This window comes from Ruegeria sp. AI3, from assembly GCF_056541245.1.
This window is the reverse complement of sequence record NZ_JBQFYA010000022.1, coordinates 1-24299: the sequence shown is the minus strand read 5'-3', so window position 1 is coordinate 24299 and position 24299 is coordinate 1. Positions and strand designations below refer to the sequence as shown.

20 protein-coding genes, 1 other RNA gene and 1 riboswitch are annotated in these 24299 nt (G+C 58.9%); of the genes, 9 read left to right on the top strand and 12 right to left on the bottom strand.

The annotated features are described in order from the left end of the window. Positions 1 to 7: 7 nt before the first annotated feature. Positions 8 to 736: a cytochrome-c oxidase, cbb3-type subunit II gene (ccoO, locus tag ACRZ95_RS22170; RefSeq protein ID WP_170375411.1), complete on the bottom strand. Its 729-nt coding sequence runs from the start codon at positions 734 to 736 to the stop codon at positions 8 to 10. A 14-nt stretch (positions 737 to 750) separates the two neighbouring features. Beyond that, positions 751 to 2358, bottom strand: coding sequence for a cytochrome-c oxidase, cbb3-type subunit I (gene ccoN, locus ACRZ95_RS22165; protein WP_170638373.1), 1608 nt, complete (start codon positions 2356 to 2358; stop codon positions 751 to 753). Between the two features lie 193 nt (positions 2359 to 2551). Here ccoN and ACRZ95_RS22160 point away from each other — a divergent pair, with 193 nt between their 5' ends. Next, positions 2552 to 3391: a universal stress protein gene (locus tag ACRZ95_RS22160; protein WP_170677899.1), complete on the top strand. Its 840-nt coding sequence runs from the start codon at positions 2552 to 2554 to the stop codon at positions 3389 to 3391. A 73-nt stretch (positions 3392 to 3464) separates the two neighbouring features. Here the strand turns inward: ACRZ95_RS22160 and fnrL are convergent, their stop codons facing one another. Next, the gene (gene fnrL, locus ACRZ95_RS22155) at positions 3465 to 4208 is read right to left on the bottom strand and encodes a transcriptional regulator FnrL (RefSeq protein WP_170375417.1); all 744 of its coding nucleotides are present in this window, start codon (positions 4206 to 4208) and stop codon (positions 3465 to 3467) included. Positions 4209 to 4269: 61 nt separating this feature from the next. Here fnrL and hemN point away from each other — a divergent pair, with 61 nt between their 5' ends. Beyond that, positions 4270 to 5625: an oxygen-independent coproporphyrinogen III oxidase gene (gene hemN / locus ACRZ95_RS22150; RefSeq protein WP_170677901.1), complete on the top strand. Its 1356-nt coding sequence runs from the start codon at positions 4270 to 4272 to the stop codon at positions 5623 to 5625. Between the two features lie 214 nt (positions 5626 to 5839). Further along, positions 5840 to 7768, top strand: coding sequence for an elongation factor G (locus ACRZ95_RS22145; protein WP_170677903.1), 1929 nt, complete (start codon positions 5840 to 5842; stop codon positions 7766 to 7768). Between the two features lie 19 nt (positions 7769 to 7787). On the opposite strand, the gene ACRZ95_RS22140 is transcribed toward ACRZ95_RS22145, so the two are convergent. The 5 genes from ACRZ95_RS22140 to ACRZ95_RS22120 all read right to left on the bottom strand — a co-directional run bounded on the left by ACRZ95_RS22140 (position 7788) and on the right by ACRZ95_RS22120 (position 14159). Then, positions 7788 to 9365: an ABC transporter ATP-binding protein gene (locus ACRZ95_RS22140; RefSeq protein ID WP_170677905.1), complete on the bottom strand. Its 1578-nt coding sequence runs from the start codon at positions 9363 to 9365 to the stop codon at positions 7788 to 7790. Next, positions 9362 to 10468, bottom strand: a complete 1107-nt coding sequence (locus ACRZ95_RS22135; RefSeq protein ID WP_170677907.1) for an ABC transporter permease — start codon at positions 10466 to 10468, stop codon at positions 9362 to 9364. Before ACRZ95_RS22135 ends, ACRZ95_RS22140 begins: the two co-directional genes overlap by 4 nt. After that, positions 10469 to 11563, bottom strand: a complete 1095-nt coding sequence (locus tag ACRZ95_RS22130) for a microcin C ABC transporter permease YejB (protein WP_170460207.1) — start codon at positions 11561 to 11563, stop codon at positions 10469 to 10471. 1 nt (position 11564) lies between these two features. After that, entirely contained in the window at positions 11565 to 13472 is a 1908-nt protein-coding gene (locus ACRZ95_RS22125; RefSeq protein WP_170677909.1) for an extracellular solute-binding protein, read from the bottom strand. A gap of 171 nt (positions 13473 to 13643) precedes the next feature. Further along, positions 13644 to 14159 (bottom strand): c-type cytochrome, encoded by a 516-nt coding sequence (locus tag ACRZ95_RS22120; protein WP_170471271.1) that lies wholly within the window; start codon positions 14157 to 14159, stop codon positions 13644 to 13646. A 120-nt stretch (positions 14160 to 14279) separates the two neighbouring features. On the opposite strand from ACRZ95_RS22120, the gene ACRZ95_RS22115 reads away from it, so the two are divergent. Then, positions 14280 to 15113 carry a prephenate dehydratase gene (locus tag ACRZ95_RS22115; protein ID WP_170677911.1) on the top strand — a complete coding sequence of 278 codons (834 nt, stop codon included), beginning with the start codon at positions 14280 to 14282 and terminating at the stop codon, positions 15111 to 15113. Between the two features lie 25 nt (positions 15114 to 15138). On the opposite strand, the gene ACRZ95_RS22110 is transcribed toward ACRZ95_RS22115, so the two are convergent. Together ACRZ95_RS22110 and nudC are read right to left on the bottom strand one after the other, a co-directional pair. Further along, positions 15139 to 15606, bottom strand: a complete 468-nt coding sequence (locus ACRZ95_RS22110) for an SRPBCC family protein (RefSeq protein ID WP_170677913.1) — start codon at positions 15604 to 15606, stop codon at positions 15139 to 15141. Positions 15607 to 15645: 39 nt separating this feature from the next. After that, positions 15646 to 16629, bottom strand: a complete 984-nt coding sequence (nudC, locus tag ACRZ95_RS22105; protein WP_170677915.1) for an NAD(+) diphosphatase — start codon at positions 16627 to 16629, stop codon at positions 15646 to 15648. 185 nt (positions 16630 to 16814) lie between these two features. Between nudC and ACRZ95_RS22100 the strand changes: the two genes are divergently transcribed. The 3 genes from ACRZ95_RS22100 (at position 16815) to rsgA (ending at position 19986) form a co-directional block, all read left to right on the top strand. Next, positions 16815 to 18662, top strand: a complete 1848-nt coding sequence (locus tag ACRZ95_RS22100; protein ID WP_480555600.1) for a bifunctional 2',3'-cyclic-nucleotide 2'-phosphodiesterase/3'-nucleotidase — start codon at positions 16815 to 16817, stop codon at positions 18660 to 18662. A gap of 39 nt (positions 18663 to 18701) precedes the next feature. Then, positions 18702 to 18800, top strand: an RNA gene (ffs, locus tag ACRZ95_RS22095) — signal recognition particle sRNA small type. A gap of 157 nt (positions 18801 to 18957) precedes the next feature. Next, a complete protein-coding gene (rsgA, locus tag ACRZ95_RS22090) occupies positions 18958 to 19986 on the top strand; it encodes a ribosome small subunit-dependent GTPase A (RefSeq protein ID WP_170677922.1) in 1029 nt (342 codons plus the stop codon). A gap of 43 nt (positions 19987 to 20029) precedes the next feature. Here rsgA and ACRZ95_RS22085 read toward each other — a convergent pair whose 3' ends face one another. After that, on the bottom strand, positions 20030 to 20887 hold the full coding sequence (locus ACRZ95_RS22085) for an alpha/beta fold hydrolase (RefSeq protein ID WP_170677924.1): 858 nt from the start codon (positions 20885 to 20887) through the stop codon (positions 20030 to 20032). Positions 20888 to 21047: 160 nt separating this feature from the next. Beyond that, positions 21048 to 21267, top strand: a riboswitch (cobalamin riboswitch). A gap of 88 nt (positions 21268 to 21355) precedes the next feature. On the opposite strand from ACRZ95_RS22085, the gene ACRZ95_RS22080 reads away from it, so the two are divergent. Next, positions 21356 to 21763, top strand: a complete 408-nt coding sequence (locus ACRZ95_RS22080; RefSeq protein WP_170642671.1) for a hypothetical protein — start codon at positions 21356 to 21358, stop codon at positions 21761 to 21763. On the opposite strand, the gene ACRZ95_RS22075 is transcribed toward ACRZ95_RS22080, so the two are convergent. Beyond that, complete coding sequence (locus tag ACRZ95_RS22075) at positions 21760 to 22263, bottom strand: phosphatase domain-containing protein (protein ID WP_170642670.1); 504 nt, start codon at positions 22261 to 22263, stop codon at positions 21760 to 21762. The two genes, ACRZ95_RS22080 and ACRZ95_RS22075, sit on opposite strands and share 4 nt — an antisense overlap. Before the next feature lie 169 nt (positions 22264 to 22432). Between ACRZ95_RS22075 and ACRZ95_RS22070 the strand changes: the two genes are divergently transcribed. Then, the gene (locus ACRZ95_RS22070; RefSeq protein ID WP_170677926.1) at positions 22433 to 24190 is read left to right on the top strand and encodes a DNA polymerase III subunit gamma/tau; all 1758 of its coding nucleotides are present in this window, start codon (positions 22433 to 22435) and stop codon (positions 24188 to 24190) included. Positions 24191 to 24299: the final 109 nt, after the last annotated feature.

Here is a 24299-nt window from a genome sequence, read left to right as displayed (position 1 = left end):
CCCTCCCTCAGCGGTTTGCGTCAGGCGTGAAGGTCGAGAAGTCGACCAGCGTGCCCAGCATTTGCAGATAGGCGATCAGTGCGTCAGCCTCGGTCAGGTCGGATTGACCATCGAAGTTGCGGACATTGACCTTGTCACCATAGCGCTCCAACAGCCCGTCATAGTCACTGTCGGGATCGGCCTGAGCGCGAAAGTCGGCTTGTGCGTTCTCCAGCATCTCGTCGGTGTACGGAGTACCGACCACCGCATTCGCCGCCATGATGTCGCCGATATACTTGCCGTCGATCTTGCGGTTTTCGAGGAAGCCATATTTCGGCATCACCGATTCCGGCACCACCGATTGCGCATCGCGCAGGTGGCGCACATGCCAATCGTCCGAGTAACGGCCGCCGACACGTGCCAGATCAGGCCCGGTCCGCTTGGACCCCCACTGGAACGGGTGGTCATACATCGACTCGGCCGCCAGCGAGTAGTGGCCGTAGCGTTCGACCTCGTCCCGCATAGGGCGGATCATCTGGCTGTGGCAGACATAGCAGCCTTCGCGGATGTAGATCTCACGGCCCGCCATCTCGAGAGGGGTGTAAGGGCGCATGCCCTCCACCTTCTCGATGGTGTTCTCAAGATAGAACAGCGGGGTGATCTGAACGATGCCACCGATGGTCACGACCAGAAAGCTGAAGATCAGCAAAAGGGTCGCGTTAGTCTCAAGCACTTTGTGTTTGTCAAGAATTGCCATTGCTCCGGCCTCCTTTATTCAGCCGGGACTGCGACGGTCAGGCTGGCCTCTTTGGCCGGTGCCTTGCGTACAGTCATCCACAGGTTGTAGCACATGATCACCGAGCCAGCGAGGAACAGAACCCCACCCAGACCGCGAACCACATACATCGGGAACTTGGCGGCAACGGTGTCAGCGAACGAGTTCACCAGGAAGCCGTTGGCATCCACTTCGCGCCACATCAGGCCTTCCATGATACCAGTGACCCACATCGACGCGGCATAGAGAACGATGCCAATCGTGGCGAGCCAGAAGTGCCAGCTGACCATCTGCAAGGAGTACAGACGCTCACGCTTCCACAGGACGGGCACCAGATAGTAAAGCGCACCAAAGGTGATCATGCCGTTCCAGCCCAGCGCGCCCGAGTGTACGTGACCAATGGTCCAGTCGGTGTAATGGCTGAGCGAGTTCACCGCACGGATCGACATCATCGGACCCTCAAAGGTGGACATGCCATAGAAGCCAACCGAGATGACCATCATACGGATGATTGGGTCGGTGCGCAGCTTGTCCCATGCGCCCGAGAGCGTCATCAGACCGTTGATCATACCACCCCAGGACGGCATCCACAGTACGATCGAGAACACCATGCCCAGCGTCGAGGCCCAGTCAGGCAACGCGGTATAGTGCAGGTGGTGCGGACCGGCCCAGATATACAGAAAGATCAGCGCCCAGAAGTGGATGATCGACAGCTTGTACGAGAATACGGGACGTTCGGCCTGTTTCGGGATGAAGTAGTACATCATGCCCAGGAAGCCCGCAGTCAGGAAGAAGCCCACAGCGTTGTGGCCATACCACCACTGGATCATAGCATCCTGTACGCCCGACCAGACGATAACCGATTTCGAACCCCAGATACTGACCGGGATGGTCATGTTGTTGACCAGGTGCAGCATCGCAACGGTCACGATAAAGGCCAGGTAGAACCAGTTGGCCACATAGATATGCGGCTCTTTCCGTTTGATGATCGTACCCAGATAGACAGCCAGATAGGCGACCCAGACGATGGTCAGCCACAGGTCCACATACCATTCAGGCTCGGCATATTCCTTGGACTGCGTGCCACCCAGAACATATCCGGTCGCTGCCAGAACGATGAACAGCTGATAGCCCCAGAACACGAACCAGGCCAGGTTTCCGCCCCAAAGGCGCGCCGCGCTGGTGCGCTGGACCACGTAGAAAGAGGTCGCGATCAGAGCGTTGCCCCCAAAGGCAAAAATCACCGCCGAGGTGTGCAGCGGACGCAACCGCCCAAAGTTCAGATAGCCCTGCGCCCATTCGAAGTTGAGCGTTGGAAATGCCAGCTGGAACGCAATAAAAGTTCCCGCCAGGAACCCGACCACGCCCCAGAAGGCAGTTGCGATCACGCCGTAGCGGATCACGCCGTCCATGTACTCGCCGGAGCGATCGACAAGAATATCTGGCTCATCCGTGTTTCGAAGCGTCCAGATGAACAGACCACCGGCGATGATCATCACCAGTATCGCATGCACCTGATACGCCAAATCGCGTGCATAATTGGACCCGATCGCGGCAAACAGCACGATCAGACCAAGCACGATCAGCTTGATGTAATTCGACATATTGCGTCCCTTTACCCTGCCCTGCGCGATTTACGTGCCGCACAGAACCTTTTTGACTGTGGTTCGTAATGTAGAAGAACGTCCTCTGCCGCTTTGATCTGAGTCAAGACAATCCGTTGTTTTCTGTGACACCCATAGTCAAGTGGAGGGGCGCTGGTCGCATTGGATCGGCTGCTCGAAAGACGAGGTCGATATGGCTTACAAATCAATTCTCACAATAATGACGGAAACTACGAATGCGCAGGCAGCACTGTCTCAGGCGGCGGCATTGGCCGAGGCGCAGGATGGTCATGCCGAGGCCTTGTGCCTGGGTGTCGATCGCAGTCAGACAGGGTATTACTACGCCGGGGCGAACGCTCTGATCCTTCAGGAAACCCTCAGCCGGGCCAATGCCGAGGCGGATGAGCTGCTAAGCTATGCCGAAGATTTTCTTAGAAAAACCGGTGTGCGGTGGTCGGCCGAAAACGGAGTCGCCCAGATCGCGGACATTGGACGCCACGTTGCACATAGGGCGCGGTTCTCAGATCTGGTTGTCCTACCGCACCCCTATGGCGAAGGGCGCGGTGCCGAGGCAGAACCAATTGTCGAAGCCGCAATGTTCGAAGGTCACGCTCCGGTCATGGTCGTCCCGAACGCGGGGCAACCTGTTTCGAAACCTAAAAATATCATGATCGCCTGGAACGAAAGCGTCGAGGCCATGCGCGCGGTGCGCTGCGCCCTGCCATTTCTGAAAGACGCTGATCTGGCACGCATCGTGGTGATCGACCCGCCGCGCCATGGGCCCGACCGCTCTGACCCGGGTGGCATGCTGTCCCAGATGCTGGCGCGGCACGGTGTACGGTGCGAAATCGAAGTTCTCAGCAAAACCATGACGCGGGTGTCGGACATTCTGAACCGCCACGCGACGGACACTGAATCAGATATGATTGTCATGGGCGCCTACGGCCATTCCCGCTTTCGCGAAGCGATTCTTGGCGGCGCCACCCGCAACATGCTGGAACAATCCGCTGTACCGGTCTTCATGGCACACTGATCGCGTCCAGAACCAAAAAAAGCCGCCCTGCGGGGCGGCTCGATCGCTTTGGTATGTGACTGGCGGGTGGTGTCTAAACGAGGAAACCACCGTCCGAGTCGTCTCCGGCCTCTTCCATCAGGCGACCAAGATCGGGAATGGTCACGTGGCGCTTGCCTTCCAGCACGATAACCCCGTCCTTTTTCAAAGCCGAGATCTGTCGGCTCACCGTTTCAAGCGTCAGACCGAGGTAGTCCGCCATCGCCTCACGCGTCAGCGGCAGGTCGAACACGAGCGGGCCTGACAGCCCTTTCTGCGTGATCGAGGCATCCCGGCGCGCAATGATCGAAAGCAGGCTGGCAATCTTCTCACGCGCCGTCTTGCGGCCCAGAACAAGCATCCATTCCCGCGCGGCGTCCAGCTCGTCCAGAGTCATCTGCAAAAGCCGATGCGCGATATGAGGGGTCTCACTCAACAACCCTTCGAATGGCTTCTTGCGAAAACAGCACATCACCACATCTGTGGTGGCCTGAACGTCATATGGCGCAGAATCACGCCCCGGTCGCCCAACGAAATCGCTGGGCAGCAGCAGACCCACCATCTGGGTCCGCCCGTCCTCCATCGTCTGGGTCAGGGATGCGATACCCGAGACGACCGAGCCGACAAAGTTCATCTGATCGCCGGACCAGATGATCGTCTGACCCGCTTCGAAACTTCGATAATATTTAATCTCTTCAAGGGACTGCAGCTCGTCCGCATCGCACCGGGCACAGACGGCTCGATGACGAATCGGGCATTCGTCACAGTTGGAATGATCAAACTTTATCTCTACTGACATTCGCTTTCCTACTTGATCTCTATCAAAGCAACCAAGACTTGGGTCCCTTAAAGGTATCTCCATGATAGATAAATCACAATTGGCAAGGCTTGGACTTTTTGACGCGAAGGTGCCTCGCTACACCAGCTACCCGACCGCCCCCCATTTCAGCAATGACGTGGGGGCTGATCTTTTTGGTGACTGGATCGCCCGGATTAAACCCGGCAGCGCCATCTCGCTTTATATCCACGTCCCCTTCTGCCGGCGCCTCTGCTGGTTCTGCGCCTGCCGCACGCAAGGCACGCAAACCGACAGCCCCGTAGTCGCTTACGTCGACGTGCTGAAGGCTGAGCTGGATCTATTGGCCGCGCGCCTGCCCGAGGGGGTGGTTCTATCCCGCCTGCATTGGGGCGGCGGCACCCCAACCCTGCTGAAGCCGGACCTGATGCGCGATCTGGCGCGCTACATTCTGGATATCGTGCCGCTGGGACCGGATGCCGAGTTCTCGGTCGAGATCGACCCAAATGAGATTGACGAAGCGCGGCTGGATGTCCTCGCCGAAGCGGGCATGAACCGCGCCTCGATCGGGGTGCAGGATTTCGATGATGAGATCCAGAAAACCATTGGGCGCATCCAAAGCTACGACACCACGCGGGATGCGGTGGATATGATCCGCGCGCGAGGGATCACCAGCCTGAATGCCGATATCCTGTTTGGTCTGCCACACCAGACCAAGGCGCGGATGACCGAAAGTGTGCAAAAGCTGTTATCGCTCAGCCCGGATCGCGTCGCGCTTTACGGCTATGCCCATGTTCCATGGATGGCGAAACGACAGCAACTTATCCCGTCCGAGGCGCTGCCAACGCCCGAGCAGCGTCTGGATCTTTTCGACACCGCCCGCCGCCTGTTCATGTGGGACAACTACGCCGAGATCGGAATCGACCACTTTGCAACGCAAGAGGACGGGCTGACCAAAGCGTTGAAAGCGGACCTGCTGAAACGCAACTTCCAGGGCTATACCGATGATCAGGCCGAGGTTCTGATCGGCGTCGGTGCAAGCTCGATCTCGCGCTTTCCTCAAGGCTACGCACAGAACAACCCCGCGACCTCGGCCCATACCAAGGCAATCCGCGACGGTCAGTTCTCGACCTCGCGTGGGCATTTGTTCAAGGGACAGGACGTGCTGCGTGCCCGCTTGATCGAAGCGTTGATGTGCGATTTCCGGATCGACTCCGCCGAGATCCTGCGCGGTTATGATGTATCCAGCGCAGAGCTGAACAAGATGTATGCCGAGGTGAACGCAAGATTTGACGGCCTTTTGCGAGTCACCGAAGACGGGTTGTTCATCCCGCCCGAGGCGCGTGCCCTGACCCGAATTATCGCCCGCAGCTTCGATGCCTATGACCTGAGCAAAGCCGGACATAGCTCTGCGATCTGACCTTGGGTTTAAGGGTCGGGTTTCGGCAGCTCCAAGCCGATCCCGAACGAGGGCTTGACGCAAGGCTGGTGTTTTCTCCACACTCGGGGCGTGGGTCTTCGATCAGGTCCACAGCCCGAGGCAGGCAATTCCGCAGACAAACCATGCCAACGCATTTGCGCAAGGCAGCCCCTTTCGTGCAGCCACTCTGCAACCTGAAAGAGGGACAGCACATATGCGCGTTTTCACCGTCCTAGGCCCCAGTCAATCGGGCAAATCCACTCTGGTCGAGGCCATCAGCCGCCTCGACGGGCGCCCGACAACATTCGACATCTCCGGAACCGTGCATTTGCACGGTTTTTCTTATTTGGACGAACCGTGGTGCGCGGTTGATGTGGATGGCGGCGGCGATGCGCTGGCCTATGTTGGACCAGCTATGGCGATCTCGGACGCTGCCGTGGTTGTCGTCCCGCCAGACCCCGATGCCGCCGTACTATGCGCGCCGTACTTGCGGCTGGTGGAAGAGGCAGGCATTCCCTGCTTTCTGTTCATCAACCGAATGGACAACCCCAATGGCCGTATCCGCGACATCATCGCGGCCTTGCAGACCTATTGCACCCATCACATCGCCTTGCGGCAGGTCCCGATCCGTGACGGCGATACAATCATAGGCGCGGTTGATCTGATCTCGGAACGCGCTTGGAAGTATCAGGAGGGCCAGCCCTCGGCCTTGATCGAACTGCCTCAATCCGTCGAGGACCGTGAACAGGAAGCCCGCACTGAATTGTTGGAAACGCTGTCGGATTTCGACGACCATCTGCTGGAGCAGCTTATAGAGGACAAGCAGCCCCCCAGCGCCGAGATTTACGATCTGGCCGCTCAGGTTCTGCAAAATCATCAGCTGATTCCGGCCTGCCTGGGGGCTGCGCAACATGGCAATGGGCTCACACGCTTGATGAAAGCCCTGCGGCACGAAGCGCCCGAGTTCGATATCGCCGCTGGGCGGGATGAGGCCGCGGACAATGCACGCGCGATTGCGGGCTTTGCCGATGTGAAGAAACATATCGGCAAGATCACCGTGCTGCGCGGGCTGGGCGATGGCGTCAAAGCGCATGAGGCTTTGGGAGGCGAAACAGTCGGCAATTTGACGAGCCTCGACGCCAAAACACAAATCGGCGCATTGGAGGCCGGACAAATCGGGCTTGCGGTCAAGTCCGACCACCTCAACCCGGGGTACATATACGACAGCCGGTCGGCTACGCCGCTTCCGAACTGGGCGTCTTCGCACCCAGTTGCGCACCGGCAGGTCGTCTCACCCGCGCATGAGCGCGACGACGTGCGCCTGTCTAACGCTCTGAGCCGTTTGGTCGAGATCGACCCGGGGCTGCATATGGAACAAGACGAGCTGAGCGGTCATTCCGTACTGGGTTCGCAGGGTCCGCAACACATGCGGCGCGTGACGGCCAAACTGCTGGAGGATTTCGGGATCGAGATCGAAACCGACCCCGTCGAGACCGCCTATCGCGAAACCATCCGTACGCCGGTCGAACACCGCCACCGTCATCGCAAGCAATCGGGCGGCGCCGGACAATTCGCCGACGTTGTAATCTCGGTCGCGCCTCTACCCCGTGGCTCGGGCTTTCAATTCGAAGAGGTTGTGAAGGGCGGTGCGGTGCCGAAGAACTACATCCCATCCGTGGAGCACGGGGCCAAAGACGCTTTGGTACAAGGCCCCGAAGGCTTCCCGGTCGTGGATGTCAAAATTACCCTCAGCGACGGCAAACACCACAATGTCGATAGTTCGGACTACGCGTTCCGGACGGCGGGCAAGAACGCAGTGCGTGAGGCACTGCCGCAGGCCAAGCCCGTGGTACTGCAGCCGATTCTCACGGCCGAGATTCATCTGCCGTCAGATTTCGTCGGAGATCTGGTCCCAACGATCAGTTCGCTGCAAGGGCAGGTTTTGGGGTTCGAGGGCAATCCGGATGCCTCAGGTTGGGAAATCTTCAACGCCCAACTTCCGGCCGTGGCGCAAGATGAGTTGCACCGAACTCTCGCCAGTGCCACGCGGGGAACGGGGTGGGTCAATCTGAGCTTCGATCATTATGAAGAGTTGCGCGGACCGGTCCCCAAATCCGCCGATCGCGAAAAAGCCAGCGCTTGAGGGAAACGCGAGGCGGGCCTTAGCCCGCCGCCGCAATCAGTTCACGGGTGTAATCTGTTTGCGCATTTTCAAACAGATCCTCGGATGCGCCCATCTCGACCACGTCGCCGTTGCGCATGACGATGACCTTGTGGGACATCGCCCGCACAACTTTCAAGTCGTGGCTGATGAACAGATACGCCAGCCCGTATTTCCGCTGCAGATCGCGCAGGAGATCAACGATTTGCACCTGCACCGTCATGTCCAGCGCGCTTGTCGGCTCATCCAGTACCAGTAGTTTCGGGCGCAGCACCATGGCCCGCGCAATCGCAATCCGCTGACGCTGCCCGCCCGAAAACTCATGCGGGTAGCGGTCCATTGAGGCCGGGTCCAAGCCCACCTCTGTCATCACTTCGGCCACTAGCTCGCGCGGGGCGCGATGGGGGTCGACATTGTGAATGGACAGCCCCTCGGAGATGATCTGCTGGCATGTCATACGTGGGCTCAGGCTGCCGAACGGGTCCTGAAACACGATCTGCATGTCCTTGCGCAGGCGCCGCAACTCTCGCGTGGACCAGCGGCGCACATCCTGATCGCGGAAGGTGATCCCACCCTCGGACGCGATCAACCGCATTATAGCCAGCGCCATCGTCGTCTTGCCCGAGCCGCTTTCTCCGACAATCCCAAGGGTTTCCCCGGCCCGCACGCTAAACGTTGCATCGTTGACGGCTTTTACATAGCCGACCGTGCGTTTCAGAAAGCCCCGCTGAATCGGGAACCAGACCTTCAGGTGGTCGGTTCGGGCGACCTCTTCCGCACCTGCGTCTACGGGGTCGGGGTGTCCCGAAGGCTCAGCCTCCAGCAATTTACGCGTGTAGGGATGCTGTGGGTTGTTGAAAATCTCAGCCGTGATCCCGGTTTCGACAATCTCACCGTCTTTCATCACACAGACCCGGTCGGCGATCCGACGTACAATGCCAAGATCATGGGTGATGAACAGCATCCCCATGTTCTCGGATTTTTGCAGCTCGGCCAATAGTTCGAGAATTTGCGCTTGAATGGTCACATCCAAGGCGGTCGTTGGTTCATCCGCGATCAGAACATCCGGTTTGTTGGCCAGCGCCATGGCAATCATCACACGCTGTCGCTGCCCGCCCGAAAGCTGGTGCGGATAGCTATCCAGACGATCATCGGGGTCGCGAATGCCAACCTTGTTCAGCAACTCCACAATTCTGTCGCGCGCGGCATCCCCGGCCAGGCCCTGATGCAACGCCAGCGATTCCGCCATCTGCTTCTGGATCGTGTGCAGCGGGTTAAGCGAGGTCATCGGCTCCTGAAAGATGAAGCTGATATCATTGCCGCGCACCTCCATCAGCTTGTCCTCGGACGCCCCGATCATCTCGGCCCCGTCATATTTGACCGAGCCTTCGACCATGGCGCTATCGCCCAGCAGCGACACGGTCGACAATGCCGTCACCGACTTGCCCGAGCCGGACTCACCCACCAGGGCAACCGTCTCACCCCGATCCACGGTGAAGGAGACGCCTTTAACCGCAGCCGACACCTTTCCGTCCTGCCGGAATGAGACCTTGAGGTTGTTTACATCCAAAAGGCTCATGAGAAGGTCTTTCTGGGATCAAATGCATCGCGGACGCCTTCAAAAATGAACACCAGCAGCGACAGCATGATGGCGAAGGTGAAAAAGGCGGTGAAGGCCAGCCACGGGGCCTGCAGGTTCTGTTTGGCTTGCAGAGTCAGCTCACCCAGAGACGGGGCCGAAGAGGGTAGACCGAAGCCAAGGAAATCCAATGAGGCTAGCCCGCCAATTGTACCAGTCACGATGAAGGGCATGAAGGTCAGCGTTGCAACCATCGCATTTGGCAGCATGTGACGGAACATGATGGTCATGTTACCGACGCCCAGCGCCCGCGCGGCGCGGACATATTCCAGATTGCGCGCCCGCAGGAACTCGGCCCTCACAACGCTGACCAATCCGGTCCAGCTGAACAGGATCATCAGGATCACCAGAAGCCAGAAACTTCGGCCCAGAATGGCGAACATGATGATGATGACGTAAAGAGACGGGGTCGCGGACCATATCTCGATGACCCGTTGAAAAATTAGGTCGAGCCAGCCACCGAAGAAGCCCTGTATGGCCCCAGCGAAAATACCGATCAGGCTCGCCACGCCGGTCACCATCAGCGTGAATAGGATCGACAGACGGAAACCATAAATCACCCTCGCCAGCACGTCTCGTTTGGTATCATCCGTTCCCAGTAGGTTCTGACCATTCGGCGGCAAGGGGGCGGCACCGGAGCGATCAACGCTGGTGTTGTAGGAATAGGGGATCAGCGGCCAGATGGCCCAACCTCGCTCGAACCCTTCGGCTTGAAATGTCCCCGCCTCGATCTGCTCGATTATACCTTCGGGGTCGTCGAAACAGTCCTCAAGCCCGCCACTGTCGATCAGGCAGCGTACCTCGGGGTCGCGATAGATCGCCTCGGTCTGGAAATCGCCACCAAATTCAGTTTCCGGATAGAAGTTAAAAATCGGCGTGTAGAATTGACCACGATATTGCACGAGGATCGGTTTATCATTTGCAATGAACTCGGCGAATAGGGACAGACCGAACAGCACCGAAAAGATGATCAGAGACCAAAAGGCTCGGCCATTGCGTCGGAAATTGCGCCAACGTCGCTGGTTGAGAGGGGACAGCGCCATTTACCCCTCCCTCTTCTCAAAATCGATACGCGGATCGACCAGCACATACATCAGGTCGCTGATGATACCGACAACCAGCCCCATCAGACCAAAGATGAACAGAGTGCCAAAGATCACCGGATAGTCCCGCGCCACCGCGGCCTCAAACCCAAGGCGACCCAGACCGTCCAAAGAGAAGATCGTCTCGATAATGATCGAGCCGCCGAAGAAGACACCAATGAACACTGCCGGAAAGCCCGCAATCACGATCAGCATCGCGTTGCGGAAGACATGACCATAGAGGACCTTGCGTTCCCCCAATCCCTTGGCGCGGGCGGTCATAACATATTGCTTCTTGATCTCATCCAGAAACGAGTTCTTGGTCAGCAGCGTTAGCGTTGCAAAGGCCGAGATCGTCAGGGCAATGATCGGCAGCGCAATGTGCCAGAAATAGTCGGCGATCTTGCCCAAAAGGCTCAGGCTGTCCCAATTGTCCGAGGTCAGCCCTCGCAGAGGGAAGATCTGCCAGTAGGATCCACCCGCAAACAGCACCAGCAGCAGGATGGCAAATAGGAAACCGGGGATGGCGTAGGCCACGATGATGGCTCCGCTGGTCACGGTATCGAACCGCGACCCATCTTTGACTGCTTTGCGGATGCCCAACGGAATCGAGACCAGATAGGCGATCAGCGTCGACCATAGACCCAGTGAGATAGACACGGGCATCTTTTCCAACACCAAATCAATCACGCTGATCGACCGGAAATAGCTCTCGCCAAAATCGAGCGTCAGATAATTGCCCATCATTCCAAGAAAACGCTCAAGCGGCGGCTTGTCGAAACCGAATTCCTTTTCCAATTCGGCAATGAACTCTGGAGGCAGGCCGCGCGCGCCCACATATTTGTCGTCGAAGACACCGCCTGCAGGCTCGGACCCGGCACCGGCGTCTCCACCCCCAGCGAAGCCCGCAAAGACATCGCCCTGTCCTTCGATCTGAGCGATGATTTGTTCAACGGGTCCACCCGGAACAAACTGCACAAGCGTGAAGTTGACGACCATTATGCCCAGCAAGGTCGGAATGACCAAAAGCAGGCGTCTTAGAATATAGGCGCCCATTTTACCGCAGCGCGCCTTTTGCCTTCAAATCGGCTTCTTTCTCGGGGTTGATCCACCAAAGGTCCAAATGTCCTAGCGAATAGGGTGGCAGGTTTTCAGGGTATTCGTACATGTCGTAGTAGGCTGTCCAATAGTCCGCGATGTAACCCACGGGGATCACGAAAAACTCATATCTCAGGGCACGGTCCAACGCCATAAGTGCTGCGTCCTGATCAGCCTGATTGTCGGTTTCAAAAGACGCTTCAATAATCGCGTCGACCAACGGGCTTGCCAGGCCAGCGGGATTGAACAGGCTAAAGGCTGCCTCTTCAGACCCATACATCTGGCTCAATCCGCCGCCGGTCGACAGGAATGACCCATACCGCGTGGAATAGACCATATCGTAGTCGCGCTCTCGGCTACGCAATGTGTATTGTGCCGGATCAACCTTTTCCGCAGATGCATCTACACCCAATGCCTGAAGGTTCTGAACATAGGTTTCGATCATCGTCGCCGTCGATGTCGGCAAGTTCGAAGGGTAAGGGATATTCACCTTCAGCGTCTGCCCTTCGGCATTGCGACGCACGTTGCCTTCGCCCACGGGCCAACCCGCCTCGTCCAACATCTTCGACGCTTTGCGCAGGTTGCGCCGGTCGTTCAGGCGCGCCGGATTGGATTCATGAGCGACGACGACATCCTCGGATATAAAATCGGCTGGGACGACATCGCCAAGCGTTTCCAAGAAGGCCAGCTCTGGGCCCGCTGGGGTGCCCTGTGCTTCGAGAGGTGTGCCTTGCACGAAAGAGTTGCGCGGTGAATTCAATCCAAACAACAAGGATTCGTTTGCCCATTCAAAGTTGAATGCCAGAGCCAACGCTTTGCGGACGTTCTTGTCTGCGAATTGGGGTTTGCCGAGATTGAACACAAAACCAGACGGTGTCGGCGGGCTGCCATCCTTGATTTCGTCACGCACAACGGAACCTTCTGTCAGCTTGGGGAAGTCATAGCTTGTCGCCCAGAGCTTGGGATCGCTCTCGATTCGCATCGTATATTCGCCCGCCTTGAAACCTTCGAAAGCGGCAGTCTGGTCAGCGAAGTACTCGACGCGAATAGTGTCAAAGTTGTTGCGGCCGACATTGAACGGCAGGTCTTTGCCCCAATAGTCGTCGCGGCGCTTATAGACGATACGGCGGTTGATGTCGTAACTGTCCAGCTTGTATGGACCCGAACCGACCGCCACTTCTAGCCGAGGTTCATCCAGGCGACGCGACTCGTCAGCTTCAAACCACGCTTTCGAGAAGACAGGCGTCGATCCTACGGTTTCGATCAAGCTGCGGCGCGTGACTTCTGGGTTGAACGTGAACCTCACAGTGTGATCGTCGAGCGCCTCGGCCCCGGTGACCATACGCCCGACAGCCTGCGCGTAAGACGGCAGGCCCTGCTCGATAAACAAACGGTGGCTGTAAACAACGTCTTCAGCCGTGACCGGTGTTCCATCCCAGAACATCGCCTCAGGGCGCAAGTTGAATATGACGTAGTTGCGCCCTTCGTCGTACTCGAGACTTTCAGCCAGAACACCGTAATACTGACCGACGCTGTCATCCGCGCTTTCGAACAGGCGATCATATTGGATTGTGGTTAACGCTCCGCTCCGACCCTTTCGTGAGTAAGGATTTAGCGAGTCAAAGGTTCCAGACGCTGCCAGTGACATCTCACCTCCCTTGGGAGCGTCGGGATTGACGTAATTCAGATGCGGATAGTCAGCCGGGTAGTCCAGATTTCCAAAATAGGAGTACCCGTGACTGGTTGCAACGTTTTCATCATTCGCTTGGGCGACCTCGGCTGATCCGAGCGTCACGGCGACCAACCCTAAGACCACCCCCCAATGCCGAATACTCATGTCGCGCGCAGCAGGCAGGAGGGGTTTCATATGGCTCATCCTCTGGATTGTTGTCGTCATCTATGTCTGTTCCGCCAGCTAAATCGCCAGTCCTGGCTGATTCAAGTTTAGAATGCGTGAACGCTTTGTGAAGATTTTCGACATAAAAAAAGCCGCTGCACAAGGCAGCGGCTTTGGGTTTTTTCGCAAACGTGATGGCAATCAGTTGCCAATGGTTTGCAGATAGGCAATCAGGTCAGCGCGTTCTTGAGGCTTTTTCAGGCCAGCAAAGCTCATGGATGTACCCGAGATATATGCGTTGGGTCTTTCAACGAAGGCATCAAGCGCTTCGGGGGTCCAGTTGCCACCATGCGCCTGCATCGCCGCCGAATAGCCGGTGAAACCTTTTGCCGACGCAACGGGCCGGTCTACAATGCCGTACAGGTAGGGTCCGGTGCCGTTCGCACCGTCTTCCAGTTTGTGGCACGCAGTACATTTGCGAAAAACTCTGGCGCCCTTTTCAGGGTCTGCGGCGGCCAGCAGGTCTTCAAAGACCACCTCTTCGCCATCGGCGCTTTCACCCGAGCTTTCGGTCTCGATGATGTAGGCAGCCTGTGCATCCCCATGGCCCCCATGCGAATGGTACAGGATGTCACCACCCCATTTGGCAAGAAGCAGCACAAGGAACGTGCCGAACAGGCCCGCAGCGGCCTTTGTAACTGTCATCGTGTCGAACATTGATCGCTAGTCCATTTCAGCTGTCTGAAAAGGTGTCTAAGGCTTCCCCTTGCGAGAGGCAAGGTATAGACACCGCGACGAAACGCCCAATTTTGTAACTTGTTGCACGGGACCGACCAAATGACCAAACGCATTGCCTTTCAAGGCGAACCCGGCGCCTACAGCCACGAGGCCTGCCGCAACGCGCGCCCCGATATGGAGGCGCTGCCCTGCCGCACTTTCGAGGATGTGATCGAATCAGTTCGGTCCGGCGCGGCCGATCTGGCGATGCTGCCGGTAGAAAACACGACCTATGGGCGGGTGGCGGATATCCACCGGCTGTTGCCGCATAGTGGTCTGCAAATCATTGATGAGGCCTTCGTGCGTGTCCACATCAACCTGCTGGCCGTGCCCGGTGCGACGCTGGACGACATCACCGAGGCGCATTCCCATTTGGTGCTGCTGCCCCAATGCGCGGGCTTCCTGCGCCAGCACGGTATTCATGGGCGGGTCAGCCCCGACAACGCCCGCGCCGCGCGTGAGGTGTCCGAGGCGGGTGAAATCCATTCCGCCGCTCTGGCTAGTGAACTGGCCGGAGAGATCTACGGCCTAAACGTCTTGGCCCGCCATATCGAGGATCATGGCGACAACACCACGCGTTTTCTGGTCATGTCACCCGAGGCCGACCTGTCGCGTCGGGGCGAGCACGGCATGATCACCAGCTTTGTCTTTCAGGTCCGCAACATTCCAGCGGCGCTCTATAAGGCGATGGGTGGGTTTGCGACCAACGGGATCAACATGACCAAGCTGGAAAGCTACATGGTCGATGGCTCGTTCACCGCGACCCAGTTCTATGCCGATATAGTCGGGCATCCAGAAGACCGGAACGTGCAACTGGCCATGGACGAGCTTGAGCATTTCACCACCAATGTGGAAATACTTGGCGTCTACCCGGCAGCTCAGCCACGCGGCTAGGCCCCCACTTCAGATAAAGGTGAGTCTAGGCGCCATGCCGGTGGCGCTGCTCCAGTTCTCGGGCGAATTCCGCCAGGCGCATTTGAAAGCGTTTGCGAAACCGCGCTTGGCCCAGCTTCATCGACTGCAGCAGCAACCGCGCCGGCAGGGACTTGGCGCTGAGCGACAGGTCCACACTCAAGCGGGTTCGGCGCTGAGACAGGGCCATGAAGTCAACCACCGTAACCCCAGTCATGCCCTTACCAGTCGCCTCGAATCGCATTTGCGAGGGGTGGTCGTAATCGGTCAGCAGTACGGACATCTGGCGGGGTTTGCCGCGCAGCTTGAACTCGGTCTCCCACGCCATGCCTGCGGAGGGTGCGACCCCGCCAGTGGTACGGCGCACGTCAACGCCACGGCGCATCGCCATGCGTTCGAACCGATCGAAATCGGCAACCATGTCAAAAACCGAGTGGATGGGAGCCTCGATATCTTCGCGCGCTGAAAACTGCATGTGGGCCTTTGCTGCTCGTTCTTTCCGTTTAGTGTTTCTTTAGTCCAGCGTATCTGCAAGCCAGTTCTGCAGCAGGAAATGCGCAATCGCCCCCTTGCGGGCGGGCAGCAGGCGCGGATGCTCCCCCGCGAAGGCCTGCATCATCTCGGATTTGCTGACCCACATTGCCTCTTCGATCTCAACCGGGTCGATCTGGATGTCCCGAGACAAAGCCTCGCCAGCGCAGCCGAACATCAGCGACGCCGGAAACGGCCAGGGCTGGCTTGACAGATAGGACACTGCGCCCACGGGAACGCCCGCCTCTTCCATCACCTCGCGCCGCACTGCGGACTCGAGTGTCTCGCCCGGCTCGACGAAGCCTGCCAGCAACGAGAACATACCCTCTGGCCATCCCGGTGAGCGCCCCATCAGCACGCTGTCGCCATGGGTGATCAACATGATCACAACCGGGTCGGTACGCGGGAAGTGTTGACCGCCGCAAACCGGGCAACTGCGCTGCCATCCGGCTTGTGATACGTCGCTTGGCGCGCCACAGCGAGCACAGAAGCGATGCGTCTCGTGCCAGCCAATCACCGCCTTGGCTGTCGCCGCAAGCTCGGCATCGCGGGCCGATAGGCGCGTCATGATCCGACGCAGCTCGGCAAACACATGGCCCTCAGGCAGATCGGGATGCTGTTGCTCGGACGGGTCGATGAAATTGCCCAAGCTCGCCAGATCCAGCCCCTCGGCCTGCCATTCAGAGATATCTGCGGCAAACATCGCCGCCCCGTCATCGGAGCAGCCAAGCAAGATCGGAGCCTCAACCACTCCACCTGGGCCATTCGCGACCAGAGGATGCGCCATGTTGACCAGACCCAACCGATCCAGAGCCTCGCCCTGCACCAGCACTTTTCCACGCCACAGCAACAGGCAGCGGGCGTTTGGATCTTGGGCCGCTTCGGTCAGCTTGTCCGCGTCTCCCCGCAGATGGGCCGCACGCTCAAAGCCTGAACTGCCGAATGTCACGTTTTCTGCGTTTTTCATTGGGGTCCCCTCGGCCTTTTGCGCCTAGGGCTGCCATGTCCGCGCAGGTGTTGCAATGTCAATTCACTACTGCGGCATATCGACAGGTGCCACCGAAACACCGCATGACCGTCTCGGATTTTTCACTTATTTGTCCTCTTGGTAAATTTTCTTAACTCTCATAGCGCAAAAGTAGACAACCCAACGTGACCGCAATCTCCCCGCGCATGAAAGACGCGCAGGAAGCCGGCGTGCATATCCGCATTCTGGCAACCACCGATCTGCACATGACCCTGACCGGGTTCGACTATTATGCGGACAAAACGGACCCGACCATCGGGCTGACGCGTACGGCGTCGGCGATCCGAAACGCCCGTCAACAGGTCGAGGACAGTTTGACCCTTTTGTTCGACAATGGCGACGCGCTGCAAGGGACGCCGATTGGGGACTGGGCGGTGGAAAACGAGGGCCCGCACCCGATGATGCATGCCTTCAAGGCGCTAGAATATGACGCGATCGGCTTGGGCAATCATGATTTCGGGTTCGGACTGGATGTGCTTGAACGCGTCATAGGCCAAGCCCCTTGCCCCGTGATTTGCAGCAATCTGACCCATGTGGACGACCGGCAGCCCTGGCTGCGCAGCGTTGTCCTGACTCGGTCCATTGTGCAGGACGAAGCGATCCGAATCGGTGTGCTGTCCGTGCTTCCACCTCAAACCACGATGTGGGAGGCGCATCATTTGCAAGACACGGTCATTGCCGAGGATATCCTGACCGCTGCCCGACGAACGGCTGAGGCGTTGCGCGCGCGGGGCTGTGATCTGGTCATCGCGCTGGCGCATTCGGGGTTGGAGCAATCGGCAGCTCAGCCGGGGCTTGAGAATGCCGTCATCCCCCTTGCCGCAATTGAAGGCATTGACGCGATTATTGCCGGTCACACACATCTCTCACTACCCGGCGCGGCCCATCACGGGCTTGACGGCGTTGATGCCGAAAATGGTCTGGTCCACGGTACGCCTGTGGTCATGGCCGGGTCTGCCGGGTCTTTTCTGGGGGTCATAGATCTGCACCTGACCAAGTCGCTCAAGGGGCGCTGGCAGATCATGGATCACCACTGCAGCCTGGTCGCCACAGCTGATGAGGTTGAAGACGAAGACCTGAGCGTCCTGTTTAAGCCCGCTCATCTGGCCACGCGCAAGATGATGGCCGAACCTGTCAGCCATACCACGCAGAGCCTGCACAGCTATTTCAGTTTCTGCGCGCCGGATCGAGGGCTGGCCCTAGTGGCGACGGCGCAAGCGGCGGGTTTGCGCCCGTACCTGCACGGCACCGCCTTCGCTGGAGTGTCGATTCTGTCTGCAGTGTCCCCTTACAAATTCGGCGGCCGCGCTGGACCCAGAAACTATACGGACGTGCCTGTGGGTGAGATTTGCCTGCGACACGTCGCTGACCTGCATGTTTTTCCCAACGAACTGCGCGCCGTCGAAATCACCGGCGCGCAACTGCGGGATTGGCTTGAGATGTCGGCAAGTGTTTTCAACCAGATCCACCCAGACACCCAAGCTGAGCTGACCGATTCCCACCGGGCGGGGCATAACTTTGACGTCGTGTTTGGCGTCACATATCAGATCGACCTGTCCAGCCCGGCGCGGTTCGATAGCAACGGCGCCTTGACCGATCCAGCCGCCCAGCGCGTCCGCGACCTGTGCTTTGACGGGCAAACAGTCCGCGAAGACCAGAGCTTTGTCGTCGCCCTTAACAACTATCGCGCCAGCGGCGGTGGGCATTTCCCTTTCGTTGACAAGGCCCGGACCATTCCGCTGCCGTCCAGAGATATCAAAGAGATACTGCGCGACTACCTGTCAGATCGCCTGCCCGCAGACCCACTGGATCAGGCTCCTTACCCGTTCTCCTTAACTCCATTGAATGGTGCCAAAACGATCCTCAGAACCGGCAGCGGAGCGTTGAAGTATTTGCCTGAGCTCTGCGCGTACTCCCCGGAATTGCTGGGGCCTGATACCGAGGGCTTTGAAAGGATACGACTAACCTTGTGACGGGTTGTCATTTTCACATCCCTTCCCTATATCAGGCCCTGAGAGGTTGGCGCGGGCGAGCGCCTCGCCAACCTGGTCAGGTCCGGAAGGAAGCAGCCACAACGAGCCCCGCTTGGGTCGATGTCCAACCTCTCACTTTATATAAACCATCAGCCGCAGGAGGGCTTTATGATTGTAGCAAACTCCCTTCGGGCAGATCGGTTCTAAACCCAACTCTCCGATTGCCTGAACACATCACCAACGGATGCGCGTCTGCCATCCGATGGGATTGCTATATCTGAACACAGGCAAACCAATGTCTTTTACTCTTTCGGACCTGGGATGGTCCTCTCACTTTGCTGCACAACACGCGGCGCACGCGCAGCTTACGCCTTTTCGTCTCACCGCTGTTCACCGGGACCGTCTGGTCGGGATGAACGAGACCGCAGAAATGTCTCTATTGGCCCCTGGTCATTCCACCGGCGACTTCGCTGTCGGAGATTGGGTGCTGGCCGATGACAAGAATCGCGTTCAGCATCTGCTTGACCGGCGCAGCCTGTTGCAACGCCGTGCTGCCGGAACCGGAGCCGAGGCGCAACTGATCGCAGCCAATGTTGACGTGCTGTTCATCGTCAGCTCGTGCAATGCGGATTTCAATGTGCCCCGGCTCGAACGGTATCTGGCACTGGCGCATCAGGCGGGCTGCTATCCTGTCGTGGTCCTGACCAAAGCAGATAGCTGCTCGGACCCCGCAGCCTACGCCAAGCAGGCCGAAGCGCTGGCACCGTTTTTGACAGTCCTGACGGTCAACGCGCATGAAGCGTTAGACCTGCAGCAGGTTCTGGCATGGTGTCCGGCGAGTCAGACAGCGGCTTTGGTCGGGTCATCCGGGGTTGGCAAAACAACGCTCGCCAACGGAATGACCGGGCAGGATCAGGCAACAGCCACAATCCGCGAGGATGACGCCCGAGGCCGCCACACCACGACGTCTCGCGTCTTACATCCGATGCAAAATGGCGGTTGGCTGGTCGACACCCCCGGCATGCGCGCCCTGCGCCTGCTCGACGCGCAGGACGGGGTGGACGAAGTGTTCTCGGACATTCTGGAGCTGGCCCAAACCTGCCGGTTCTCGGATTGCCAGCATGAGGCCGAGCCCGGTTGCGCTGTGCAGGCGGCGATTGAAGCAGGCACACTGGATGCAGATCGGTTGGAACGCTGGCGCAAGCTGAGGCGCGAGGATCAGCGCAACTCTGAGACCGTGGCCGAGGCGCGGGCACGCGACAAGGCTTTCGGCAAGATGGTCCGATCTGCGATGCACGGAAAATCCGCGCGGCGCGGCGATTGAAACACGGGCTGAAAAAGGGGCGTCGGTCCGCCGGCGCCCCCCATCAAGCGATCAATCGTGGCCAGAGCACCGCATTTCGGCGGGCAAACACACCGATATGGCCGATCTCCCGAACACCAAACTCTTCCGGTGACAACAGGTGACGGCGTGCTTTTGGACCATAAAGCTCGGCCAACCGCCAAACGGCAGCTTCTGGGACCATCTCATCATCTGTGAAGGCAAAAAGGTCGACGGGAACGTCAGCATCCTGCCACGTAGCTTGCGGCAGTGTGTCTCCGATCTCGGGCAGATAGCTTTGCGGCGCGGTGCACCATTTGCGCCATTGCCAATAGACCTTAGGCGGTAGGTCTGTTCCAAACCCAAGTGCCTTGCCCGGCAAATACCCCAGGCCGCTCACGACCAGAGGCACATGCCCATACCAGAACAACCCGGCCAGAGCGCGGTACGGCCAAGGATGATCGCCCAACTTCACAAGGCCAGAACAGACGCAGATCATGCGATCAATCTTTTCGATATCCGGCTGCACTGGCCCCAGCATCCCTCCAAGCGAATGACCAACTGACCATTGCTGCGACAGCGGGAACCGTCGGCGCATCTCGGCCCGCGCGGCGGGCATGTCCTGCAACGCCCAATCGGCCATCGAAATCTTCGACCGACGCTGTGGGCCCGATTTCGAATGCCCGAATTCCCGGTAGTCGTAGATCAGACAGGCGATATCACGATCCGAGGCCAACCATTGTGCGAAATGCTTGTAGTAGTCTCGCGGAACCCCTGTCGCGCTGTTGACCACCACTACGGTTTCGGGCTGCGCCACGGGCCGGTAGATCCGCCCGGACAGGGCACCATCCCCCACCGGGATCTGAACATCTTCGATCAGCACTGTTTGGTTTGCATCCAACATGGGCATCCTCGGTGGAAAACTGAACTGATGAGTTCACATTGCAACTTGACCCCAGACAGCCCATGCAAGTCAACTGCGATCCCGCTTGACCACGCGTCCACTTTGCGGATCGTCTTTCCGCAGCGCAGAAAGTTCAACTTGACTCAGAATGGTTATGAACGCTAGCGATGGTTCGATGGTTCCCGGCTTTCACAAGAAGTCGGGATGAAAAGGGAACACGGTGCGGTTTTCCCCGGCTTGCTCGGGACGAACCAAATCCGCGACTGCCCCCGCAACTGTAAGCGGTGAGCGATGTCGAAGATCCACTGGCCGAAAGGCCGGGAAGGTCGGCAAAGCGATGACCCGCAAGTCAGGAGACCTGCCATCGTCAACATAACCCAAACTCGGGCGGGGTGTCCGGGCAGGCCGTGACAGACCCTATCTGCCCCACCTGATCCCAGCCCCTGTCCACCGCGCGGAGGGCGCAGGATGATCTGGAAGACGAAGACACATAGGTTCTCAGCAACCATCTGCCAACATACCGGCAAGACTTGCCCTGCATTGGCACGGCTGGCGCGTTCGATGGTTGACGCACTGGACCAAGCCGGTCCGGCGACCACATCGGATTTCGAAATCGAAGGCAGCAGCGACCTGACCCATTGCACGGACGGCTGCCACGCCCGGTTTCGGGCCAGCCAGTCTCGGGTGCGGGTCTATTGCGGAGCGGACCCTAATGCCGACAGCGAGACCCTCCATCGCTACGCCGACCTTATGTTCGGAACCGAAACGAGCAGCCTGCCTAGCGCAGCGATGACATCCCTGCCCTGCGCCATGCTCGAGGCATCAGTGATTGCGCCGCGCAAAACGACCCCGGCGGAACTGCAACTGTCGGCTTAGGAGTCTGCCAAAGCTCGGGCGGGCAAGGTGGCCCAGTGCTTCTGCGCATCGGTTTCGACCGCGCAGGGGCGTAGCTTGCGCAACCGATCCAGCGCTTGGGTTGGAGCCTCGCCGCATTCGATCATCAACCGCAACACAACCATGCCAGAGCGACCACATCCGCCCTGACAATGGACAAGCACGCGCCCTCCGCCAGACAAAGCCTGCCGCGCCGCGGCACTAACATCGGGCCATTGCGCATCAACCTCTGACGGTGGCACGCCGAAATCCTGAATCGGCAGATGCACCCAGCGGCTGGCGCGCCCCTGAACGTCGCGGCCAAAATCGCGGGCTCCAAACTGGACCAGCTCGGCCTCGGTTGTCATCGAAAGCACGAGCCCCGGCCTCCAATCTCCAATCGTTTCAAGGTCGCCTGCATAGTCGCCGCCCTTTCCCGGCATCGACGTTAGGGCAAGTGTGCCCCCGCCCACTTGCAAAGCATGAATGACCAAATTCGTCATGACAGCATCCCCCCGGAAGCGTTGATCCTGACTTTAGGCTTGATTCACAATCTGCAGAGTGTACCCCTGACGCGCCGGTTTCCAAAACAAAATCGTTCTTCAACTCATGTGGACGCGGGCGGCGCAGGCCTCTACGCTGCGGTGACGTTCCGAATCCGCCAGAGCAGACATGACCGACTCAGACAGCCCCGCCTATCAGGTTCTCGCCCGAAAATACCGCCCGGAAACCTTTGCCGATCTGGTGGGTCAGGATGCGATGGTCCGCACGCTCAAAAACGCGTTCGAGGCGGATCGCATCGCGCAAGCCTTTGTCATGACAGGCATTCGCGGAACCGGTAAAACCACGACCGCACGGATCATTGCGAAAGGCATGAACTGCATCGGACCGGACGGAACTGGCGGACCCACGACCGAGCCTTGCGGCCAATGTGAGCACTGCGTCGCCATCATGGAGGGCCGTCATGTCGACGTAATGGAGATGGACGCCGCCAGCCGCACCGGCGTCAATGATATTCGCGAGATTATCGACAGTGTTCGCTACCGCGCTGCCTCGTCCCGCTACAAAATCTACATCATCGATGAGGTCCACATGCTGTCGACCAGCGCCTTCAACGCGCTGCTCAAGACGCTCGAGGAGCCGCCGGCGCATGTGAAGTTCATCTTTGCCACAACCGAGATTCGCAAGGTTCCCGTCACGGTTCTGTCGCGCTGCCAACGCTTCGACCTGCGCCGGATCGAACCCGAGGATATGATCGGCCTGCTACGCAAGATCGCCTCTGCTGAAAGCGCTGAGATTGCCGAGGATGCGTTGGCGCTGATCACCCGTGCTGCCGAGGGATCTGCTCGCGACGCGACCTCATTACTGGATCAGGCGATCTCGCATGGGGCCGGAGAGACGACGGCAGATCAAGTCCGCGCGATGCTGGGTCTCGCGGATCGTGGCCGGGTTCTGGACCTCATGGACATGATCCTGCGGGGCGATGCAGCTGGGGCGCTGACCGAGCTTGGTGGCCAATACGCCGAAGGGGCTGACCCACTGGCCGTGCTGCGTGATCTGGCCGAAATCACTCATTGGGTTTCTGTCGTGAAGATCACCCCCGATGCGGCCGAAGACCCCACTGTTTCCCCGGATGAACGCGCCCGGGGCCAGCAGATGGCTGAGGCCCTCCCCATGCGGGTGCTGACTCGGATGTGGCAGATGCTGTTGAAAGCGCTTGAGGAAGTTTCAGCCGCCCCCAACGCCATGATGGCCGCCGAAATGGCGGTGATCCGACTGACTCACGTGGCCGACCTGCCCAGCCCGGAAGAGCTGATCAAACGGCTGCAGGATACGCCTCCGCCCCCAAACGGCGGCCCAAGCGGCGGGATGCCAATCCAAAGCAACAGTGCGGCCCCGGTTGAAGCCCGCGCCGCTACAAGCTACGCCCCCGCGCCACGCGGGTCCGGCGGCGCACCAGTCGCCGCCTTGGCGCAAGATACACAGACGGCACTGGCGCGATACCCAAGTTTCGAACATGTGGTCGAGCTGATCCGGAACAACAGAGACGTCAAGCTTCTGGTCGAGGTCGAAAACGGCGTGCGGCTGGTGTCTTACCAGCCGGGACGGATCGAATTCACCCCATCGTCGCAAGCCCCAACCGATCTTGCACCACGACTGGGATCGGCCTTGCAGCGTTGGACTGGCAACAGATGGGCGGTATCCATCGTGTCGGATGGTGACGCTCCGACAATCGCTGAAATCCGCGATAAAGCCGAACTTGCGCTTAAAGAAGAGGCTACGGCGCATCCGCTTGTTCAGGCCGTTCTGGCAAGTTTTCCCAAGGCCAAAATCACCCGGATCGAAACACCGGAACAACGCGCCGCCCAAGTCGAGACCGAAGCCCTGCCCGAGGTCGAAGATGAATGGGATCCTTTCGAAGAAGACTGACCTCTATACAAAACCAAACCCTCCCGCGCCCGCCACGGGCAATCGGCTAAAGCCGATCACCCTGGGCGGCCTTGGGCCCGGCAGCGCTCGGGCTTTGCCCGAGCGCTGC

What these genes read in the sequence shown, in the direction of transcription:
- ACRZ95_RS22080 (WP_170642671.1), top strand. Translation starts at nt 21,356, where the DNA reads ATGATCTGGAAGACGAAGACACATAGGTTCTCAGCAACCATCTGCCAA.
- ACRZ95_RS22160 (WP_170677899.1), top strand. Translation starts at nt 2,552, where the DNA reads ATGGCTTACAAATCAATTCTCACAATAATGACGGAAACTACGAATGCG.
- ACRZ95_RS22110 (WP_170677913.1), bottom strand. Translation starts at nt 15,606, where the DNA reads ATGCAGTTTTCAGCGCGCGAAGATATCGAGGCTCCCATCCACTCGGTT.
- nudC (WP_170677915.1), bottom strand. Translation starts at nt 16,629, where the DNA reads ATGAAAAACGCAGAAAACGTGACATTCGGCAGTTCAGGCTTTGAGCGT.
- ACRZ95_RS22145 (WP_170677903.1), top strand. Translation starts at nt 5,840, where the DNA reads ATGCGCGTTTTCACCGTCCTAGGCCCCAGTCAATCGGGCAAATCCACT.
- ACRZ95_RS22130 (WP_170460207.1), bottom strand. Translation starts at nt 11,563, where the DNA reads ATGGGCGCCTATATTCTAAGACGCCTGCTTTTGGTCATTCCGACCTTG.
- ACRZ95_RS22085 (WP_170677924.1), bottom strand. Translation starts at nt 20,887, where the DNA reads ATGTTGGATGCAAACCAAACAGTGCTGATCGAAGATGTTCAGATCCCG.
- ACRZ95_RS22115 (WP_170677911.1), top strand. Translation starts at nt 14,280, where the DNA reads ATGACCAAACGCATTGCCTTTCAAGGCGAACCCGGCGCCTACAGCCAC.
- ccoO (WP_170375411.1), bottom strand. Translation starts at nt 736, where the DNA reads ATGGCAATTCTTGACAAACACAAAGTGCTTGAGACTAACGCGACCCTT.
- fnrL (WP_170375417.1), bottom strand. Translation starts at nt 4,208, where the DNA reads ATGTCAGTAGAGATAAAGTTTGATCATTCCAACTGTGACGAATGCCCG.
- ACRZ95_RS22135 (WP_170677907.1), bottom strand. Translation starts at nt 10,468, where the DNA reads ATGGCGCTGTCCCCTCTCAACCAGCGACGTTGGCGCAATTTCCGACGC.
- ccoN (WP_170638373.1), bottom strand. Translation starts at nt 2,358, where the DNA reads ATGTCGAATTACATCAAGCTGATCGTGCTTGGTCTGATCGTGCTGTTT.
- ACRZ95_RS22125 (WP_170677909.1), bottom strand. Translation starts at nt 13,472, where the DNA reads ATGAAACCCCTCCTGCCTGCTGCGCGCGACATGAGTATTCGGCATTGG.
- ACRZ95_RS22140 (WP_170677905.1), bottom strand. Translation starts at nt 9,365, where the DNA reads ATGAGCCTTTTGGATGTAAACAACCTCAAGGTCTCATTCCGGCAGGAC.
- ACRZ95_RS22070 (WP_170677926.1), top strand. Translation starts at nt 22,433, where the DNA reads ATGACCGACTCAGACAGCCCCGCCTATCAGGTTCTCGCCCGAAAATAC.
- ACRZ95_RS22075 (WP_170642670.1), bottom strand. Translation starts at nt 22,263, where the DNA reads ATGACGAATTTGGTCATTCATGCTTTGCAAGTGGGCGGGGGCACACTT.
- ACRZ95_RS22120 (WP_170471271.1), bottom strand. Translation starts at nt 14,159, where the DNA reads ATGTTCGACACGATGACAGTTACAAAGGCCGCTGCGGGCCTGTTCGGC.
- hemN (WP_170677901.1), top strand. Translation starts at nt 4,270, where the DNA reads ATGATAGATAAATCACAATTGGCAAGGCTTGGACTTTTTGACGCGAAG.
- rsgA (WP_170677922.1), top strand. Translation starts at nt 18,958, where the DNA reads ATGTCTTTTACTCTTTCGGACCTGGGATGGTCCTCTCACTTTGCTGCA.